This is a genomic window from Telluria sp. AC161 (assembly GCF_979258535.1).
Genome location: NZ_OZ409861.1, coordinates 1911270 through 1929325 on the forward strand (window position 1 = coordinate 1911270; position 18056 = coordinate 1929325).

Annotated in this window: 16 protein-coding genes; 8 read left to right on the forward strand and 8 right to left on the reverse strand. The window is 63.9% G+C overall.

From position 1 onward, the window contains the following. The first annotated feature begins 134 nt into the window (after positions 1–134). The 3 genes from ACZ0AJ_RS08620 (at position 135) to ACZ0AJ_RS08630 (ending at position 5562) form a co-directional block, all read left to right on the forward strand. The gene (locus ACZ0AJ_RS08620; RefSeq protein WP_258834234.1) at positions 135–1475 is read left to right on the forward strand and encodes an MFS transporter; all 1341 of its coding nucleotides are present in this window, start codon (positions 135–137) and stop codon (positions 1473–1475) included. A gap of 341 nt (positions 1476–1816) precedes the next feature. Beyond that, complete coding sequence (locus ACZ0AJ_RS08625) at positions 1817–2656, forward strand: phosphate/phosphite/phosphonate ABC transporter substrate-binding protein (protein ID WP_499453898.1); 840 nt, start codon at positions 1817–1819, stop codon at positions 2654–2656. An 11-nt stretch (positions 2657–2667) separates the two neighbouring features. Next, positions 2668–5562 (forward strand): putative bifunctional diguanylate cyclase/phosphodiesterase, encoded by a 2895-nt coding sequence (locus tag ACZ0AJ_RS08630; protein WP_499453900.1) that lies wholly within the window; start codon positions 2668–2670, stop codon positions 5560–5562. 24 nt (positions 5563–5586) lie between these two features. On the opposite strand, the gene ACZ0AJ_RS08635 is transcribed toward ACZ0AJ_RS08630, so the two are convergent. Beyond that, complete coding sequence (locus ACZ0AJ_RS08635) at positions 5587–6495, reverse strand: ZIP family metal transporter (protein WP_258834237.1); 909 nt, start codon at positions 6493–6495, stop codon at positions 5587–5589. Between the two features lie 76 nt (positions 6496–6571). Then, on the reverse strand, positions 6572–7576 hold the full coding sequence (locus ACZ0AJ_RS08640; RefSeq protein ID WP_499453901.1) for a manganese catalase family protein: 1005 nt from the start codon (positions 7574–7576) through the stop codon (positions 6572–6574). A gap of 327 nt (positions 7577–7903) precedes the next feature. On the opposite strand from ACZ0AJ_RS08640, the gene ACZ0AJ_RS08645 reads away from it, so the two are divergent. Beyond that, positions 7904–8506 (forward strand): hemerythrin domain-containing protein, encoded by a 603-nt coding sequence (locus ACZ0AJ_RS08645; RefSeq protein WP_499454535.1) that lies wholly within the window; start codon positions 7904–7906, stop codon positions 8504–8506. A 73-nt stretch (positions 8507–8579) separates the two neighbouring features. Here ACZ0AJ_RS08645 and ACZ0AJ_RS08650 read toward each other — a convergent pair whose 3' ends face one another. From ACZ0AJ_RS08650 to ACZ0AJ_RS08670, 5 genes are all read right to left on the reverse strand, one after another. After that, a complete protein-coding gene (locus ACZ0AJ_RS08650) occupies positions 8580–9608 on the reverse strand; it encodes a patatin-like phospholipase family protein (RefSeq protein ID WP_499453905.1) in 1029 nt (342 codons plus the stop codon). Positions 9609–9677: 69 nt separating this feature from the next. Then, on the reverse strand, positions 9678–10415 hold the full coding sequence (locus tag ACZ0AJ_RS08655; protein WP_499453907.1) for an LrgB family protein: 738 nt from the start codon (positions 10413–10415) through the stop codon (positions 9678–9680). After that, positions 10408–10764, reverse strand: coding sequence for a CidA/LrgA family protein (locus tag ACZ0AJ_RS08660; protein ID WP_499453909.1), 357 nt, complete (start codon positions 10762–10764; stop codon positions 10408–10410). The genes ACZ0AJ_RS08655 and ACZ0AJ_RS08660 overlap by 8 nt, the downstream gene beginning before the upstream one ends. Before the next feature lie 66 nt (positions 10765–10830). After that, a complete protein-coding gene (gene hppD / locus ACZ0AJ_RS08665; RefSeq protein ID WP_499453910.1) occupies positions 10831–11940 on the reverse strand; it encodes a 4-hydroxyphenylpyruvate dioxygenase in 1110 nt (369 codons plus the stop codon). 33 nt (positions 11941–11973) lie between these two features. Next, positions 11974–12879 carry a LysR family transcriptional regulator gene (locus ACZ0AJ_RS08670; RefSeq protein WP_499454539.1) on the reverse strand — a complete coding sequence of 302 codons (906 nt, stop codon included), beginning with the start codon at positions 12877–12879 and terminating at the stop codon, positions 11974–11976. A gap of 171 nt (positions 12880–13050) precedes the next feature. Here ACZ0AJ_RS08670 and hmgA point away from each other — a divergent pair, with 171 nt between their 5' ends. Further along, complete coding sequence (gene hmgA / locus ACZ0AJ_RS08675) at positions 13051–14346, forward strand: homogentisate 1,2-dioxygenase (RefSeq protein WP_499453914.1); 1296 nt, start codon at positions 13051–13053, stop codon at positions 14344–14346. Positions 14347–14371: 25 nt separating this feature from the next. Here the strand turns inward: hmgA and ACZ0AJ_RS08680 are convergent, their stop codons facing one another. Continuing rightward, positions 14372–14554 (reverse strand): hypothetical protein, encoded by a 183-nt coding sequence (locus ACZ0AJ_RS08680; RefSeq protein ID WP_499453916.1) that lies wholly within the window; start codon positions 14552–14554, stop codon positions 14372–14374. A gap of 384 nt (positions 14555–14938) precedes the next feature. Here ACZ0AJ_RS08680 and ACZ0AJ_RS08685 point away from each other — a divergent pair, with 384 nt between their 5' ends. The 3 genes from ACZ0AJ_RS08685 to ACZ0AJ_RS08695 are packed head-to-tail and all read left to right on the forward strand — an operon-like array spanning position 14939 to position 17846. Beyond that, positions 14939–16264 carry a hemolysin family protein gene (locus ACZ0AJ_RS08685; protein ID WP_499454542.1) on the forward strand — a complete coding sequence of 442 codons (1326 nt, stop codon included), beginning with the start codon at positions 14939–14941 and terminating at the stop codon, positions 16262–16264. A gap of 19 nt (positions 16265–16283) precedes the next feature. Continuing rightward, complete coding sequence (locus tag ACZ0AJ_RS08690; RefSeq protein ID WP_499453917.1) at positions 16284–17102, forward strand: TlpA family protein disulfide reductase; 819 nt, start codon at positions 16284–16286, stop codon at positions 17100–17102. Between the two features lie 42 nt (positions 17103–17144). Continuing rightward, a complete protein-coding gene (locus ACZ0AJ_RS08695) occupies positions 17145–17846 on the forward strand; it encodes an MBL fold metallo-hydrolase (protein ID WP_499453920.1) in 702 nt (233 codons plus the stop codon). The last annotated feature ends 210 nt before the right edge of the window (positions 17847–18056 follow it).

Below are 18056 nucleotides of genomic sequence, written 5' to 3' on the forward strand. Positions count from 1 at the left end.
GAGCGTGCTACTGTACTGCCAACGGTCGTCAAAGAACATTGGACAGTTTGTCCCACCCTTTGCCATAATGCAATTTTAACAATAGTGTTACCCACAATAGTGGCGACCGCGACACGACTTTTGGAGAATTAACCATGCACAGCACTACCCACGGCAGCGACGACGCCGCTCCAATCACGAGCCCAAACAGCGGCGCACGTAACATCAACGCCCGCGACGAGCACATCTCGCCCGGCGATATCGCCGTCGGCGTCATTGTCGGTCGTTCGGCGGAGTACTTCGAATTCTTCGTGTATGCCATCGCTTCGGTGCTGGTGTTCCCGTCGATCTTCTTCCCGTTTGCCGATCGCCTCGAAGGCACACTGTACGCCTTTGTCATTTTTGCGTTCGCTTTCATCGCGCGTCCGTTTGGCACCCTGCTCTTCATGTGGATCCAGAAACGCTGGAGCCTCGACATGAAACTGTTGATTGCCCTGTTCATGATGGGTACCTGCACCGTTGTCATCGCCCTGCTCCCGAGCTACAGCGAAATCGGCGGTGCCGCCATCGTGATGTTGGCGCTGCTGCGCATCGGCCAGGGTATCGCCCAGGGCGGTTCGTGGGATGGCCTGCCATCGCTGCTGGCCCTGTCGGCACCTGAAGGCAAGCGCGGCTGGTACGCGATGCTGGGTCAGCTGAGCGCGCCGCTTGGCTTCGTCATCGCCGCCGGCGTGTTCGCTTATCTGATCGGCAACCTGTCGCAGGAAGACTTCCTGACCTGGGGCTGGCGCTTCCCGTTCTTCGTCGCCTTCGCCATCAACGTCGTCGGCCTGTTCGCCCGCCTGCGTCTGGTCTCGACCACCGAGTATGCACGCCTGCTCGACACCAACCACATGACGCCTGCCCCGGTCGGCGAACTGATGCGTAATCAGGGCACCAACATCGTCATCGGCGCCATGACCGCACTGGCCAGCTACGCGCTGTTCCACCTGGTCACCGTGTTCCCGCTGTCGTGGATCCAGTTGTACGATACCCGTCCGGTCGAGTCGTTCCTGCTGGTCCAGATGGCCGGCGCTGTGCTTGCCGCGCTGGGCATCCTGGCCTCGGGCTATATCGCCGACAAGGTCGGTCGCCGCACGACGCTCGGCACGCTGGCCGCACTGATCGCGCTGTTCTCGGTCTTCGTGCCATCGCTGATCGATGGCGGCACCGCTGGCCAGAACACCTTCATCCTGGTTGGCTTCACCCTGCTGGGCCTGTCGTATGGCCAGGCAGCGGGCGCCACGACGTCGAACTTCCAGAAGCACTTCCGCTACACCGGTGCGGCGCTGACGTCGGATCTGGCATGGCTGGTTGGCGCGGCGTTCGCCCCGCTGGTCGCCCTGGGTCTGTCGGCCAACTTCGGTCTTGGCTATGTCAGCCTGTACCTTCTGTCGGCAGCCGTGGCCACGCTGGCTGCGCTGAGCCTCAACCGCAAGCTGGAAATTCGTGACTGATCTGCCCGGCACTTGCTGGCAGTAACACAACGGCCCTTCGGGGCCGTTGTTGTTTTTGGCAGCCTGCACAGGCCATGAACCGTTCGCATTACCGAATACAACATTGCATTCCAGCCAGCAATCTTTGCTGATGGTATGATCTTTACAGCCGACACGCGTGTGCCCCAACGGCCCGCGCTACAGTGACCAGTTCGCGCATCCATCGACGGATGGCGACGCTGGCACTTGCCCCGATCGCTACCGCGCGCCCGGCTTGTCTGCCGCATGGCACGACATCACGGAGCCCAGCCCGGTACACGGGACGTGGCCGTATTTCATCCTGTTCTCACGATCGCACAACCATGAATCTGCATCTGTCCCTGCTGGCTGGCGCCCTTCTCGTCACGCAATCGGCCAGCGCCGCACCGCCGGCTTGCTACAACTTTTCACCGGTAAACCAATTCAATGTTCAGGTCTCGGCCAGCTTCTGGAATCCGATCATCAGCTACGTGTCGGCCCGCAGCAAGGTCTGCATGAAGCTCAAGCTGGGCCGTACGTCGGCAGACACGACCAGCTTCGTCCTGGCCCGTGAGGTGGATTTTGCTTTTACCAATCACCTGTTCAGTCCAGAGCGCGACAAGATGCGGTGGACCGTGTTCGGAAGGCGCAACTCGCCGCCCGTGCATGGGCAGATCGTCGTGCCGGCCGACTCGCCGATCAAGGATATCCGTGAACTTGCCGGCGCTGCCGTCAGCTTTCCCGGCCCGGAAGCGCTGGTTGCCTACAAGGTCACCTATGCGCAGTTGCTGCGCGCGGACATTCCTGTGAACGTCGTGTTCGCGGGCAATCACGACGCCGCGTTCACGCAGCTGTTCGCAGGCATGGTCAAGGCCGTCGGTGCAAATTCGCAGCTGGTGGCGAACTGGAGCGGCCGCGAAGGCAGCGCGTTTCGCGTGCTGTGGAGTTCGGCCCCATTCAATGATCTCGCGCTGATGGCCTCGCCACGGGTGCCGGCCGACCAGGTGCGCGCCGTCGCCAATGCCTTCCTCACGATGCACACCGACCCGGAAGGCAAGCGCGTGCTCGCCGAATCGGGCGCGCTGATCCACGCGCCGGTGCCGCTGTCGTTCGTCGCGGCCAGCCAGGCCGACTACGCCAGCTACCGCGCGTTCTACGCCGACGCGCCGGCCAGCCTGCGGTGACACTTCTTGCCATGATATTTGCTCCGCTGCGCCTGCTCAAGCGCGTCTTCCTGCCGCGTTCCCTGATGGGGCGCGTATTCGGCGTGTTTGCGGCCACGATGCTGCTTCTGCTGGTGGCGGGCCTGGGCATGTTCTACCGCTACCAGTACCTGCAGCACATCGAAGAGACGCAGGACAATGCGCTGATGCTGGTCGAGGCGGTGATCCAGCCCATCGAAGAAAGCGTGGTCATCGGCGATTACGACACGGTCAAGCGCACGCTGGGCAAGATGCTCGTCAAATCGCCCTTCAACCGCGCCCAGTTCCTCGAGGTCGGTGGCGGCGCCATCAGTCTGGATGCGCAGGACAGCCAGCACGCAGCGCCGCCCGCCTGGTTCACGGCGCTGATCGTCGAGCGGTTCTACGATGTCAACCGGGTCATCACGGTCGGTGGCAAGGATTATGGCGTCATGCGCCTGTCGTTCGACGTGACCAAACTGGCGGCCCAACTGTGGCAGCTCATCATCGAAACAGCGGCGGTGGCCTCGGTACTGGCCTCGGCCAGCCTGCTGATGATGCGCGTGCTGCTGCGCCGCTGGCTGGACCGTCTTGGCGGCCTGCGCGACTTTGAACACGATGTCGCCGCCGGCCTGGTCACCGCCGAGGCGCCGCTGCACGACGACGCGCCGCTCGAGATCCAGGAAGCGATCCTGGCTGTCAACCGCGGCACCGCCAGCCTGCGCGTGCAGTATGGCGAGCGTATCGAGCTCCTGATGAATTCGCTCGTCCAGCACAAGAGCGCGATGGACCAGGCCGCGATCGTGTCCGAGATCGATGTCGATGGCCGCATCGCCGTCGTCAACGACCAGTTCATCGCCAACAGCGGCCTGTCGCGCGACGCCGTCGTTGGCCAGCCCCTGGCGCACCTGACCATTCCGGGTTCGGCGCCGGACTGGGCACCCGGGCCGAACGTCTGGAAAGGCGACGTCATGATCGCCGGGCGCGACCGCACGCTGCAATGGCACCGCACGATCGTGCCGATGTTCGATGCGGGCGGCACGGTACGCTATATCTGTATCGATATCGACATCACCGAGCGCAAGGCCTTCGAGCGCACGATCCTGGCCACGGCGCGCCGCGAAAACCTGATCGCCGAGCTGGGCCGCGTGGCCCTGACGGCCACCGACCTGCACCACGTATTCCGGGAGGCGATTCAGGCCGCAGCGGGGGGCCTGGATGCGCCGAGCGCGGCGCTGTTTGCCCTCGAACCGGCGCCGATCGGGCGCTCACTGGTGATCCGCGCGGGCAGCGGCGCCCTCGCCTCGGCCACCGGGTTCGCCCTTGACTGCCCGCTGGGGCCGATGCCGCAGCAAGAGCCGGCCGACCTGCTGCGGCCGCTGTTCGCGACCGTCGGCGCTGCCTACCAGGTGCGCAGCAGCGTCGATGCCTGCGTGATTTGTACGGAAAGCCCGTTTGGCGTGCTGGGCGTATTCTCGGACGACGCCCGCCAGTTCGGCGCGGACGACCGTAACTTCCTGCGCAGCATCGCGCACATCCTGGCCACCACGATCGAGCGCCACACGGCCCAGCAGCGCCTGACCTATCTGGCGCAATACGACGCCTTGACCGACCTGCCGAACCGGCGCTACCTGTCCGAGTCGCTCGACCTGGCCATCGGCGCAGCCGCCGCACAGGGGCGCCGCACCGGCGTCATGTTCATCGACCTGGACCACTTCAAGAAAGTCAACGACATGCTGGGGCATGGCGTCGGTGACCAGTTGCTGGTGCTGGCCACCAAGCGCCTGCAGGCCTGCGCGCGGCCGGGCGATCTGGTCGCGCGGCTGGGCGGGGACGAATTCGCCCTGATCCTGCCCGACGTCGTGGAAGACGGCGACGTCGGCGCGCTGTGCACCAGCATCATCGATGCGCTGGCCGCGCCATTCCTGCTGCAGGGCCAGCAATTGTTCGTCTCGGCCAGCATCGGCATCGCACGCTATCCGGAAGACGGCGCCAGTGCGGAGGCGCTGCTCAAGAGCGCCGATACGGCCATGTACGCGGCCAAACACAATGGCCGCGGCAATTTCCAGTTCTTCAGCGCCGCCATGCACGATGCGACCACCCAGCGCATCAAGCTCGAAGCCGAGCTGCACCAGGCACTGGAGCGGCGCGAGTTTTTGCTGCACTACCAGCCGAAGCTCGATCTGGTCACTGGCCAGACCAGCGGCTTCGAGGCGCTGCTGCGCTGGAACCACCCGCAGCGCGGCCTCGTGCCGCCGCTCGAATTCATCTCGGTCCTCGAAGACACGGGACTCATCATCGCGGTTGGCGAATGGGTCGTGGCGGAAGTCTGCCGCCAGCTTGGCGCCTGGCGCGCCGATGGCTTCCCGATCGTGCCGGTCGCGATCAACCTGTCGGCGCGCCAGCTCGAGCAGGATGACCTGGCCGCAACGATCGAGCGGATCGTGACCGCCAGCGGCATCGCGCCGGCACTGCTCGAGTTCGAGCTGACCGAATCGATGCTGATGGTGAACCCGGACGCCGCCGTCGCGATCCTGGGGCGCATCAAGGCGCTTGGCATGCGCCTGTCCATCGACGATTTCGGTACCGGCTATTCGAGCCTCGCGTACCTGAAGCGCTTCCCGCTCGATGCGCTCAAGATCGACCGCACCTTCGTGCGCGATTTGCCGCACGACAGCGACGACGCGGCGATCACACGCGCCGTCATCAATCTGGCGCACAGCCTGAATCTGAAGGTGGTGGCAGAAGGGGTGGAAAATCTCGAGCAGTTGTGCGAACTGAAGCACTTTGGCTGCGACGAAATCCAGGGCTATTATGTCGATCGGCCTTTGGCGCCGGCCCGCTGTTTCATTCGGGCCGACAGCGCGCCGCCGCTGGGGATGCAGCGCGACACCGCGCTGGCGATGTAACGCGGGCCGGTGTCGGCCAGCCGATCAGGCCAGCGCCGTATCGAGCACCGTCATCACGATGAACCCGATGACCAGCGCGATGCTGGCCTGGGTGCCATTGCCCGACTGGCGCGATTCGGGGATCACGTCATTGACGATGACGAGCAGCATGGCGCCGGCAGCGGCGGCCAGCGCATACGGCAGCAGCCCGGCTGCAATACCGATGAGCGCGACGCCGAACACGGCAGCGATCGGTTCGATCAGCCCCGACACGATGCCCATGCCGACAGCGGCGAGGCGGCTGTAGCCGACGGAGTGCAGCGCCAGCGCTACGACCAGGCCCTCTGGCACATCCTGGATCGATACCCCGGTGGCCAGTGATGTGGCTTTTTCCAGGTCGATGCCGGCAAACGCAACGCCGATGGCCAGGCCCTCCGGCAGGTTATGCAGCGCGACAGCCCACACGAACAGCCATGCGCGCCGCAACGACACCTGGTCGGGATCGGTAGAAAGGATGCCGTCGGTATGGACCGCGCGGCTCATCAGGAGAATCGCGCCGGCGCCGGCCAGAATGCCCGCGCCCACCATCAGGCTGGATTCCCAGCTGCCCGCCCCGGCCGACGAGGCTGCGTTCAGTGCCGGAATGACGAGCGAAAACGCAGTGGCGCCCAGCATGACACCGGCGCCGAAACCAAGGAATGAATCGTAAGTACGACGGGAAAAATTCTGTGCAAACAAGACGGGCAATGTGCCAAGCGCAGTGGCTGCTGCCGCCGCACTGCCGCCGAGCAAGGCAGCCAGCATCTTCGGGTTGGCATTCATGAACTGCTCGATCAGGCTGCCGATCAGGACAAACAGGACGACGGTGCAGATACCAGCAATAATGACGCGACGTGGGGTGAGCCAGCTCGGCATGCCGCGGTGTGGTGGGGCTTTTTCGACTTGACTATCCATGCGGCTTCCTGATAACTGAATGCCGCCTGCCACAGATCATGTGGCAGGCGGCGTGGGCATACGCTGTGCGTCTTGCTTACGTCGTCTTCTTGACGCTGGCCTTCTTTTTCTTGGCAATACCGGTATCGTCGAGCGGACCGCCGCGCGACGCCACAGTGGGTTCGCCCATTGCATTTCCGCTACTGCCACCTATCGTACCACCGGATGCAGATTGCATCATGCCCAGTTCGGAACCGGTGCGGGGCGTGGCCATCGGGTCCGACAGCGTGCGCGCCGCCATCATTTCCAGCACGTCGATATCCTCGGTTGGCAGCGCCACTTCAGCATCGCCTGCACCGCCATCGACGGCCATCTGCTTCTCGCGGTCGCTGATGAAGTCCCAGTCGGCGCCCTGGTTCCATGCACCGCGCACTTCGCCCTCGCCCTGCGACATATTGTAGTAGACGCTGGCAAACGCTGGCACCACGGGCATTTTCCCGGGCGGGAAGTTTGGCTCCATCGAATACAGGGCTTTCTCGAACGACTTCATGTGCGCCACTTCGCGCGTCATCAAAAAGCCCAGGGCTTCTTTCACGCCCGGGTCATCGGTCAGCGCAATCAGGCGCTCGTAGACGATCTTGGCACGCGCTTCGGCGGCGATGTTCGAGCGCAAATCGGCAGTCGGTTCGGAGATCGAGTCGATGTAGGCTGCGGTCCACGGCACACCGGCCGAGTTGGTCAGCGGCACGCCCGCGCCATACAGCACTTGCGTGATGTGGCTGTCATTGCCGGCGCCGGTGATGCGGCGATAGGCATCGGCTTCCATATCGACACCTTCGGCCAGCCGGCCTTTGGCGCCCTTGTTGAGCATCGCAACGATGTTGCCGATGACTTCGAGGTGGCTGAGTTCTTCGGTGGCGATATCGAACAGCAGGTCCTTGCGGCCTGGATCGTCCTCGGCAACAGCCTGGGTAAAGTAGCGCATGGCGGCGGCGAGCTCACCCTGCGGGCCGCCGAACTGTTCAAGCATCAGGTTCGCCAGGCCGGGATTGGGGCCGCTAACGCGGACGGTGTACTGCAAACGCTTATTATGAGCAAACATGGATAGTGTCCTCGATAAGGTTGTTCATCCTTTCGGCACGCGTGGTGCGTGACCATCCAGGACGGGCCGGTGCCAGAACGGCAGGCCAGTGAACACATGATCGCATGACAACTGTTGGTGGCTCGTCAGGGGTGATCCCGAGTTCGTGTAGGACTAATGTGACAAGTAGTTATTTCAATTCAACATGAATGGAGAGCTGGAAAAATTGCCCTCCGATTCTGGCCGATCTGGACTGGCACTGACACGACCTCGGCGTACAGGCCTACAGCCATTTGACAAGGTCTCCCTCACGATGTTGATCAAACAACGACGAACGGGGGTAGTACCATGTTTAACCTGAAACAACTGAGCCCAACCATTACCGACATGATCCGCTTCGATCACTCGCACGTCATGGTGACCTTCCATCAATATTCCAGCGACAAGAGCCCAACCGTCAAGAAGGCCTTGGCCGATACCATTTGCGATGCACTGGAAATCCATGCAACGCTGGAGGAAGAGATTTTCTATCCCGTAATGCGACGCGAAGACGCAAAGCAGCCATTCATCCACGAAGCTGAACCGGAACATGACGAGATGCGCCGCCTGATCGCCCAGTTGCGCCGCACCAGCGGCGCCGATCCGCGCCACGACGACCTGGTGTTGGAACTGATGCGCGACGTGATCCACCACGTGGCCGATGAAGAGACCCGCCTGCTGCCCGATGCCGAACATATCCTGGGCAAGGCGCGTCTGTCGGAACTGGGCGCAGCGATGACGCGTCGGCGTCTGCAGCTCGTCGGGCCAAAGGCTGGCAAGCTGGCGAAAGAACATCTGGTCGGTTTCTCGGGCAGCAGCGCGGCGCTGGCCGTTGGTGTAGTTGGCGCCCTGATTGCCGCCTTTGCGCTGACGCCGAAAAAGACCTGGAAAGACACATCGGCAGACGCATAACGCGCCGCCGACGTAACGCAACAGCGCTCTCGAGCACCGTCCCCGGCAACGGCGACGGTGTTTTTTTTGCGCTCTACAGGTCGGGATAAAACACGGGCATCGGGTCAAGCGTCGATTTCACGCCGAGATGCGCGCCATTCTCCCTCAGCCAGGTATCGGCCGAAGCCACGCCAAGATCGTGCAAGTGCTGCAGGAATGGCATCTCGGCACTGAATTTGGCGGAAATGCCATGCGCTGCCAGATGCTCGTTACCGCTGATCAGATGCAGGAACTTGGCGGCAGGTGTCGCACCGGCGCCGCGCATTTCATCCGTCGCGCTTCCCAGGAATTGCAACGCACTGACTTCACGGACGAAACTGATATTGAACGCGATCTCGTTCGCACGGTTGGCGATGTCGGCTACCGTGCGTGGCATATCAGGGCGCGCAATGGGATTGTTCTGGATGATCACCACATCCGTTCCGTCGCCGTGCGCCATCAGCGGTGCCAGCGGTGGGTTGGCGACATAACTGCCATCCCAGTACATCTCGCCATCGACCTCGACGGCGGCAAACACGGTCGGGAGGCAGGCCGAGGCCAGCAGGCGTTGGACATCCATCTCGTCGCGCCGGAACAGCTTGCCCGTGCCGGTGCGCACATTGGTCGCGGCAATGAACAGCTGCAGCTCTTCGCAGGCGCGTACCCGTTCGAAGTCGATGGTGGCTGCGAGAAAGTGGCGCAGCGGATTGAGCGTCAGCGGGCCTTCGAGCGTCGGGCCGGCCATGGCCCCGGCCATTTCCAGCAAGTGGTACACCGGCGAAAACGCCATCGTGAAGTGCGGCGCCATGCGATCGAGCGGCGTGCGCTGCAATGGGCTCATCGCTGCGGCCGTGCCGATCGCGCGCCAGAACTTGTCGAGTGCCTTCCTCGCACCTTCACGGCCACCGCCGCGGGCATAGCCGTCTGCAACGACGACGGCATTGATCGCGCCGGCGCTTGAGCCGCTCAGCGCATCGATCTGCAAGCCGGGCTCCTGCAGCAGGCGGTCGAGCACACCCCACCCATAGGCGCCGTAGCTGCCACCGCCCTGGATGGCCAGACTGATTGTTTTGTGGTCGGTCACGTTCTGCTCCGAAAAATCATCAAAACGTCAGCGTAATCGGTGCGCCGATTGTGCGGCGCAGCGCAGGTGCTACCCCAACCAGCGCGTCACGAGCGGCACCAGCCAGGGAGCAAGCAGCGCCGTCAACGCGCCATTCAACCCCATCGCCAGCCCGGCGAACGCCCCCATCTCGGGACTGAGCTGGAACGCACGAGCCGTGCCGATCCCGTGCGCGGCAAGCCCCATGGCGAACCCGCGCGCCGCGTCCGAGCGCACGCGCAACCCATGAAACAGCCAGGTCGAGAATATGGCGCCAAAGATGCCCGTGCCAATCACCAGCGCGGCGGTCAGGGAAGGCAGGCCGCCCAGGCGCTGGGCCACGGCCATCGCGATCGGCGACGTCACCGACTTGGGCGCGAGCGTCGCGATCAGCGCAGGCGTGGCGCCCAGCCACTGCGCCACGACGACCACCGAGACAATGGCTGTTACGCAGCCAGCAAGCAGCGCCGCCGTGAGCGGCAGCCAGTGCTGGCGCAGGCGCGGCAGCTGGCGCACCAGCGGCACGGCCAGCGCCACCGTCGCCGGGCCAAGCAGGAAGTGGACGAACTGCGCGCCGGCAAAATACCGCTCGTACGACATGCCGGACAAGCTGAGAATGCCCACGACGATGGCAATCGCGATGGCGACGGGGTTGGCGATCGGCGCGCCCTTGCACCAGGCGCCGATGCGCTGCGCGGCCAGATAGGCGCACAGCGTCATGGTCAAGCCCAGCAAGGGTGAGGCCGCCAGATAGACCCAGAACTGGTGCAGGCCGGCGAAATCAGGCATCGCGATCTTTCGTCGGTTCACCTTTCATGCCGCGCAGCAGCAGGCCCGTGACGGCCAGCGCCAGCAGCGTGCTGACGACAACCGACGCGACAATCGCCAGCCAGTGGCCACTGCCGCTGGCGGCAGCGACCACGATGCCCACGCCGGCCGGCACGAACAGCAGCGACAGGTGGGCAAGCAGCGCGTTCGCCGCCTGTTCGACCAGCGCCTGCAATTTGGGAAAGACGATCAGGGCAGCCACGAGCAGCAGCATGCCAGCCACGGGGCCGGGCAGCGGCAGGCGCAGCACGAACACGACGCCCTCCCCCAGGCACTGAAATAACAACAACACCGCAAACGCCGCCAGCATGCTTTCTCCTTGATGCAAGACGGCGGCCAGAGGCCGCCGCAAACACGCAGGATAGCAAATTACGGATCAGGCGGCGGTGGTTGCCTCGCTGGCGGCACCAATCGCACCACGCTTGACCTGGTCACGCTCGATCGACTCGAACAGCGCCTTGAAGTTGCCTTCGCCGAAGCCGTCGTCACCCTTGCGCTGGATGAATTCGAAGAACACCGGGCCCAGTTGCGCCACACCGAAGATCTGCACCAGCAGGCGCGCCTTGCCGTCCGTGACTGTGCCATCGAGCAGCAGGCCGCGCACCTTGAGCTGCTCGGCGTCTTCGCCGTGGCCCGGGATGCGCTCGTCGAGCATTTCATAATACGTCTCGGGCGGCGCCGTCATCAATGGCACGCCGGCCGCGCGCAGACTGTCGACCGTGGCGATCAGGTCGTCGCTCAGCAATGCGATGTGCTGGATGCCTTCGCCGTTGAACTGCATCAGGAATTCCTCGATCTGGCCACCGCCCGCCTTGCCCTCTTCGTTCAGGGGAATGCGGATCATGCCGTCCGGCGCGGTCATTGCCTTCGAGGTCAGGCCCGTGTACTCGCCCTTGATGTCGAAGTAGCGGATTTCGCGGAAGTTGAACAGCTTCTCGTAGAAGCCGGCCCAGTAAGACATGCGGCCGCGGTACACATTGTGCGTCAGGTGATCGATGATCTTCAGGCCGTGGCCCTCGGGGTTGCGCGGCGCGCCGTCGATGAACTTGAAGTCGATGTCATAGATCGACTTGCCGATCGTGTCGCCTTCGTCGAAGCGATCGATCAGGTACAGGGGCGCGCCGCCAATGCCGCGGATTGCCGGCAGGCGCAGCTCCATCGGGCCGGTCGGGATCTCAACCGCCTGCGCGCCCAGTTCCAGCGCCCTGGCGTAGGCCTTGTGCGCATCGCGCACGCGAAACGCCATGCCGCAGGCCGACGGGCCGTGCTCGGCCGCGAAGTAGGCGGCGTAGCTTTTCGGCTCGTTGTTGATGATGAAGTTGATGCCGCCCTGGCGATACAGCGCGACGTCCTTCGAGCGGTGCACGGCCACCTTGGTAAAGCCCAGCGCCTCGAACACGGGTTCGAGCACGCCCGGGGTTGGCGAAGCGAACTCGACGAACTCGAAGCCCATCAGGCCCATGGGATTGTCAAACAGGTCTGCCATTGTCTCTTCCTTTTATTCGTCCTACGTTGACGGTCATTCCGCGAACACGTCGGCCAGCAAACCACGCAACCACACATTGCCCGGATCCTGGTTGAAGCGGCGGTGCCAAAAAATATTCGTTTGCAGCGGCGGCAGATCCAGCGGCGGCGTTGCCCATTCGAGTGCGAACGGCAGGCCGGCCCGTTCGGCCAGTTTTTGCGGCACCGTCACCACCAGGTCGCTCGAACTGACGATGTACGGCACCGCCGTGAAATGCGGCACCCGAAAGCGCGTCGCCGGCGCAATCCCGGACCTGGCCAGCACCGCGTTGACGCGGTCGTACGGGCTGTCGGCCGCGTCCACCAGCAAATGCTCGGCCGCCGCGAAGCGCGCCAGCGTCAACGCGCCCTTGCCCAGTGGATGGCCCTTGCGGAACATCGTCACGAACGGCTGGCGAAACAAGTGCCGCTGATACAGCGCATCGGACACATCCTCGAACGGGCCCACCACCAGGTCGACCCGCCCGCCTTCCATCTCTTCTTTCAGCGTCGCCGCGCCCACGCGCACCGAGCTGAGTTCCACGTGCGGCGCCACCTGCCGGCAGCGCTCGATCAGCGTCGGCATGAAATACACCTCGCCGACATCGGTCATCGCCAGCACGAAGCGGCGGCTGCTCGTGCCGGGTTCAAACCGGCTGCGCTGGTTCAGCGCCAGCGCCACCTGCGCCATCGCCGCCCCGATCGGTTCGGCCATCTGCGTTGCCAGCGGCGTGGGCTGCATGCCACTGGCCGTGCGCACGAACAGCTCGTCGTTAAAGGCGCGCCGCAATCGTGCCAGCGCATTGCTCACTGCTGACTGGCTCAGGCCAAGGCGGCGGGCGGCGCTGGAAATCTGGCGCTCCCGATAGACTTCCTGGAACACGGACAGCAGGTTCAGGTCGATGGTGCGCGGTTCGATCATGGGTTTTCAAGGTTGCCGGCGCATTGTCCATGCGCGGTGGTGGTGGAGGCCAGCAGTATTGATGGAATCAATAGTCTACATTTTTCTATTCATCTCGTAAAACTCGGCAGATTATTCTAGAGTGACGCCATCGACCAATCGCACCACATCACCAGTCCCAGGAGACACCGCATGGCCCACCCGTCAGGTTATCTGTCCGGCTTCGGCAACGAATTTGCCACCGAAGCCCTGCCAGGTGCGCTGCCGCAGCATCGCAATTCGCCGCAGCAAGTGGCGTATGGTCTGTATGCGGAGCAGTTGTCCGGCACCGCCTTCACCGCGCCGCGCAGCCATAACCGGCGCTCGTGGCTGTACCGGATCCGCCCGGCGGCCGTGCATGGCAGCTTCGTGCCGCTGGAAGCGCCGCGCCTGGTGAGCCGTTTCGACAATGCCGCGCCGCCGAATCAGCTGCGCTGGAGCCCGCTGCCGATGCCGACGAGCCCGACCGATTTCATCGATGGCTGGGTTACGATGGCCGGCAACGGCTCGGCCGAGGCGATGACGGGCTGCGCCGTGCACCTGTACGCGGCCAACCAGTCGATGACCGGTCGCTACTTCTACAATGCGGACGCCGAACTGCTGATCGTCCCCCAGCTGGGGCGCTTGCGCATCGCTACCGAGCTGGGCGTGCTGGACGTCGAGCCGCAGGAAATCGCCGTAATTCCGCGGGGCGTGCGCTTTCAGGTGACGCTGCCCGATGGCGAAGCGCGCGGCTACCTGTGCGAGAACTTCGGCGCGCTGCTGCAATTGCCCGACATGGGGCCGATCGGCTCGAATGGCCTGGCCAACCCGCGCGACTTTCTGACGCCGACCGCGCAGTATGAAGATATTGAAGGCGATTTCGAGCTGGTCACCAAGTTCGGCGGGCGGCTGTGGCGCGCGCCGATCGGCCACTCACCGCTGGACGTGGTGGCGTGGCACGGCAACTACGCGCCCTATAAATATGACCTGCGCCACTTCAACGCCATCGGCTCGATCAGCTATGACCACCCGGACCCATCGATCTTCCTCGTGCTGCAAGCGCCATCGGATACGCCGGGCGTCGATACGCTCGACTTCGTGATCTTCCCACCGCGCTGGCTGGTGGCCGAAGACACGTTCCGGCCGCCATGGTTCCACCGCAATGTGGCGAGCGAGTTCATGGGCTTGATTCACGGCGCCTACGACGCCAAGGCGGACGGCTTCGTGCCTGGCGGCTCCAGCGTGCACAACTGCATGAGCGGGCACGGCCCGGATGCTGCGACCTTCGATAAGGCGAGCAGCGCAGACACGCGCCAGCCGCACAAGGTGGGCGACACGATGGCGTTCATGTTCGAGACACGCAATGTGCTGGTGCCGACCGAACAGGCGCTGGCGTCACCGCAATTGCAGGGGGATTATCAGCGGTGCTGGGCCGGCATTACCAAGCGCTTTCGTACGACACCATGATCATGGCGCGCGAGCCGCTCGCTCGTTATCCCGAAAAGTTCCAGTCCAGGCCGAGCTTCCTGACCAGCAGAAGTGTCAGGTAGCCGAGCACCGCGAGCAGGACCACGAAGATGATGACGACCTTGGCCACGCCGATCACCAGCCTGCGCCGGTCCATGCCGTTCTCTTTCTTGCCCTGGTCATAGTGCCATTTGATGGCGAAAAACATGCCCGTGCCAAGCACGAGCGCTTTGAACGTGAAAAAAACGATCGGGAACCATTCCATTTTTTGGGTATTTCCAAGCTGATATTGAGACTGAGGCCGCAAGGCGGTCTCTGAGCATACTACTTAAATGCAATGTCCATACCCGGACAAAATGTCCCAGTCAAGAACGATCGTAGGGTGGACGGGTTCCCCCGTCCACGCGTTCGCGGGTCCACCACAGCAACGCGAAGCCTCCTTGATTTGAACGCGTGGACGGCGCAGCCGTCCACCCTACGGTACGTCAACGCTCCCCCACATTTTTGTCATTTATGCCATGATTCGTCCGTACGCCATCGTGGCGGACCCGGCCACGGCCCGGAATGCCCGGCCATAGGCCTTTTGCTTGTCATGTCCGATATATTGATCATCCTCGTTCTGATCCTGCTGAACGGGGTGTTCGCGATGAGCGAACTGGCGCTCGTCTCCGCAAAACGCATGCGCCTCGAACGGCGCGCGCAGGAAGGCAGCCGCGGCGCGCGCAGCGCCATCGCACTGGCCGACAACCCGAGTCATTTTCTTTCCACCGTTCAGGTAGGCATCACACTGATCGGCATCTTTACCGGTGCGTTCGGTGAAGCCTCGCTCGTCACGCGCCTGCAGCCGCAGATCGAAATGGTGGGCTTCCTTGCCCCCTACGCCTACGAAATCGCGCTCTTCATCGTGGTGCTGGCCATTACCTTCGTGTCGATCGTGCTGGGCGAACTGGTCCCGAAACGCATCGCGATGCGCCATCCGGAGACGATGGCAACGCTGATTGCCCCCCCGCTGTCGGCCCTGTCGCTGATCATGTCGCCGTTCGTCAAGGTGCTCTCGCTGACGACCGAAGCGATCGTGCGCCTCTTTGGCATCCATGATGCCAAGGAAGAAGCACCGACCGAAGAAGACATCGCCGGTATGTTCAAGGAAGGCACCGACGCCGGCCTGTTTGAAAAGACCGAGTACGACATCGTCTCGCGCGCGCTGCGCCTGGACGACCGGCACCTGAAAGCGCTGATGACGCCGCGCGTCGACCTGATCATGATCGACCTGGACGCCGAACGCCGCGACACGCTCGAACTGATCGCCTGCCACACCTACAGCCGCTTCCCGGTCTACCGTGGCGACCGCGCCCAGATCCTGGGCTTCGTGAAGGTGCGCGACCTGCTGGCCCAGTCGGTGCGCCACGGCTCGCTCGAGGCGGTCAATATCGAGCATGCGGTGCAGGACGTGCTGTTCGTGCCCGAGACCGTTGGCGCGATGGTGCTGCTCGAGCTGTTCAAGAAAAACCGGGCCGAGCTGGCGCTGATCGTCGACGAGTACGGCGACATCCAGGGCATGGTCACACTGTCGGACGTGATGAGCGCGCTGGTAGGCGACGTCACCGTGAACGGTGAAGAAACCGATCCCGACGCCGTCCAGCGCCAGGATGGCAGCTGGCTGCTCGATGGCGGCGTGGATCTCGACCGCTTCCGCGACGTGTTCAACACCACCGAGCGCTTTCCGGACGAAGAACTGGGCGCGTACCACACGCTGGCCGGCTTCGTGCTGTACCAGTTCGGGTATATCCCGAAAGCGTCCGAGTCGTTCGAGTGGAATGGCTATCGCGTCGAAGTGGTCGACATGGACGGCAACCGCATCGACAAGCTCCTGATCGAACAGACCGCGCCGCCCGAACCGGCAGCGCCCGAAGAATGATCCAGGCGCGCTGAAGCAGATGGACGCAATCCGGCTGGGCCCGCTGTACCTCCCGATCGCGGTCGTCCTTTCCCTGGCGGCGGTGCTGGCGGCCACGCTCGTCGCCGAATGGTTCCGGCGCCGGCGCGGCATCGATCCGGGCAGCGCGCTGTGGAACATGATCGTGGCCGGCTTCGTCTCGGCCCGTCTCGCGTTCGTCCTGAAGCACCATGCGATCTACCTGGCCGCGCCTTTGAGCGTGCTCGACATCCGCGATGGCGGCTTCTCGTCGGTCGCCGGCCTGATCGCAGCCTGCGTGGTCGGGGCCGAGCTGACGCGCCGCCAGGCAGCACTGCGGCGGCCCGTGCTGGCCTGCTTGCTGACAGGCTGCGCGGTCTGGTTCGGCGGCACGCTGCTGAACCAGGCACTCACGCCGGTGCACACGCCGCTGCCGGACGTGATGGTGCGCCGACTCGATGGCCGCGAAGTCGCGCTGCGCAGCTTTGCCGACCGCCCCGTCGTGCTGAACCTGTGGGCCACCTGGTGTCCGCCCTGCCGTCGCGAGATGCCGGCGCTGATGGCGGCGCAGGCGGCCCACCCGGAGATCGCGTTCGTGCTGGTCAACCAGGGCGAATCGGCCGCCACCGTGACCACCTACGTCGAGCGTGAGCGCCTGCGCTTGCCAACGCAGTCGGCCACGATCGTGCTGGACCCGGGCAGTCAGGTCGCCGCGCGCCTTGGCGCGGCCGGCATGCCCACGACGCTGTTCTACGATCCGGCGGGCCGCCTGCGCACGCGCCATGTGGGTGAACTTTCGCCGGCGACACTGGCCGACAAGCTGGCCGCGATCCGGCCCTGAGCCACGTTTGTGGTACAACATGGCGCTACCGAGGAACCCATCATGCAACTGAACCCGATCCAGCTGTTCGACGCCGAGTCGTCCACCTTCACCTATATCCTTGCCGCACCCGGCGCTGTCGATGCAGCCATCATCGATCCGGTCGACCGCCACTTCGCGCGCGATCTGGCCCACCTCGAACGTCTCGGCCTGCGCCTGACGCACGTGTTCGAAACGCATGCGCATGCCGATCACGTCACGTCCGCCGGCCGCCTGCGCGCGCACACGGGCGCGAAAGCCTGCGCACCGAGCGGCTGCGGCATCGCACCTGCAGAAATCCAGCTGCAGGACGGCGACCGGATCGGCTTTGCCGACGGCGAAGAACTTGCGGTGATCCACACGCCGGGCCACACGGCCGGCAGCATGTGCTACCTGTGGCGCGGCAACCTGTTCAGCGGTGACACGCTGCTGATCGGCGGGTGTGGCCGCACCGACTTCCAGGGCGGCAGCGCGGGCGACCTGTACGACAGCGTCACCGGTAAATTGTTCACCCTAGACGCGGCCACGCGGGTCTGGCCCGGCCACGACTACAAGGGCCAGTCGGTCTCGACCATCGGCTGGGAACGCGCGCACAATGCCCGCCTGGCCGGCCGCGAGCGCGCTGACTTCATCGCACTGATGGCAGCGCTCGACTTGCCACGCCCGGGCCTGATGGATGTTGCCGTGCCGGCCAATCGCAATCTGGGCCTGGCGCACAGCGTGTAGTTGTCACGGGCGAAAAAAAGCGCGGCCGAGGCCGCGCGATCAAACTGCTACCCGTCGAGTGACGGTTGTGACATTATCAGTAACGCCAGGTCTTCTTTTGAGCGACCGGACGTTTCATGACCTTGGTCTGAAACTGTTTCCACAGCAGGCCCGCCAGGGCCATCATGATCATTTTACGCATGCTTGTCTCCAGTGAGTGTCGGCGAATTG

Bases quoted from the DNA above. Each gene is read 5' to 3' on its own strand.
- ACZ0AJ_RS08635 (WP_258834237.1), bottom strand. From the start codon at position 6,495: ATGGATAGTCAAGTCGAAAAAGCCCCACCACACCGCGGCATGCCGAGC.
- ACZ0AJ_RS08660 (WP_499453909.1), bottom strand. From the start codon at position 10,764: ATGCTGGCGGCGTTTGCGGTGTTGTTGTTATTTCAGTGCCTGGGGGAG.
- ACZ0AJ_RS08640 (WP_499453901.1), bottom strand. From the start codon at position 7,576: ATGTTTGCTCATAATAAGCGTTTGCAGTACACCGTCCGCGTTAGCGGC.
- hppD (WP_499453910.1), bottom strand. From the start codon at position 11,940: ATGGCAGACCTGTTTGACAATCCCATGGGCCTGATGGGCTTCGAGTTC.
- ACZ0AJ_RS08690 (WP_499453917.1), top strand. From the start codon at position 16,284: ATGGACGCAATCCGGCTGGGCCCGCTGTACCTCCCGATCGCGGTCGTC.
- ACZ0AJ_RS08685 (WP_499454542.1), top strand. From the start codon at position 14,939: ATGTCCGATATATTGATCATCCTCGTTCTGATCCTGCTGAACGGGGTG.
- ACZ0AJ_RS08645 (WP_499454535.1), top strand. From the start codon at position 7,904: ATGTTTAACCTGAAACAACTGAGCCCAACCATTACCGACATGATCCGC.
- ACZ0AJ_RS08630 (WP_499453900.1), top strand. From the start codon at position 2,668: ATGATATTTGCTCCGCTGCGCCTGCTCAAGCGCGTCTTCCTGCCGCGT.
- ACZ0AJ_RS08670 (WP_499454539.1), bottom strand. From the start codon at position 12,879: ATGATCGAACCGCGCACCATCGACCTGAACCTGCTGTCCGTGTTCCAG.
- ACZ0AJ_RS08655 (WP_499453907.1), bottom strand. From the start codon at position 10,415: ATGCCTGATTTCGCCGGCCTGCACCAGTTCTGGGTCTATCTGGCGGCC.
- ACZ0AJ_RS08620 (WP_258834234.1), top strand. From the start codon at position 135: ATGCACAGCACTACCCACGGCAGCGACGACGCCGCTCCAATCACGAGC.
- hmgA (WP_499453914.1), top strand. From the start codon at position 13,051: ATGGCCCACCCGTCAGGTTATCTGTCCGGCTTCGGCAACGAATTTGCC.
- ACZ0AJ_RS08695 (WP_499453920.1), top strand. From the start codon at position 17,145: ATGCAACTGAACCCGATCCAGCTGTTCGACGCCGAGTCGTCCACCTTC.
- ACZ0AJ_RS08680 (WP_499453916.1), bottom strand. From the start codon at position 14,554: ATGTTTTTCGCCATCAAATGGCACTATGACCAGGGCAAGAAAGAGAAC.
- ACZ0AJ_RS08625 (WP_499453898.1), top strand. From the start codon at position 1,817: ATGAATCTGCATCTGTCCCTGCTGGCTGGCGCCCTTCTCGTCACGCAA.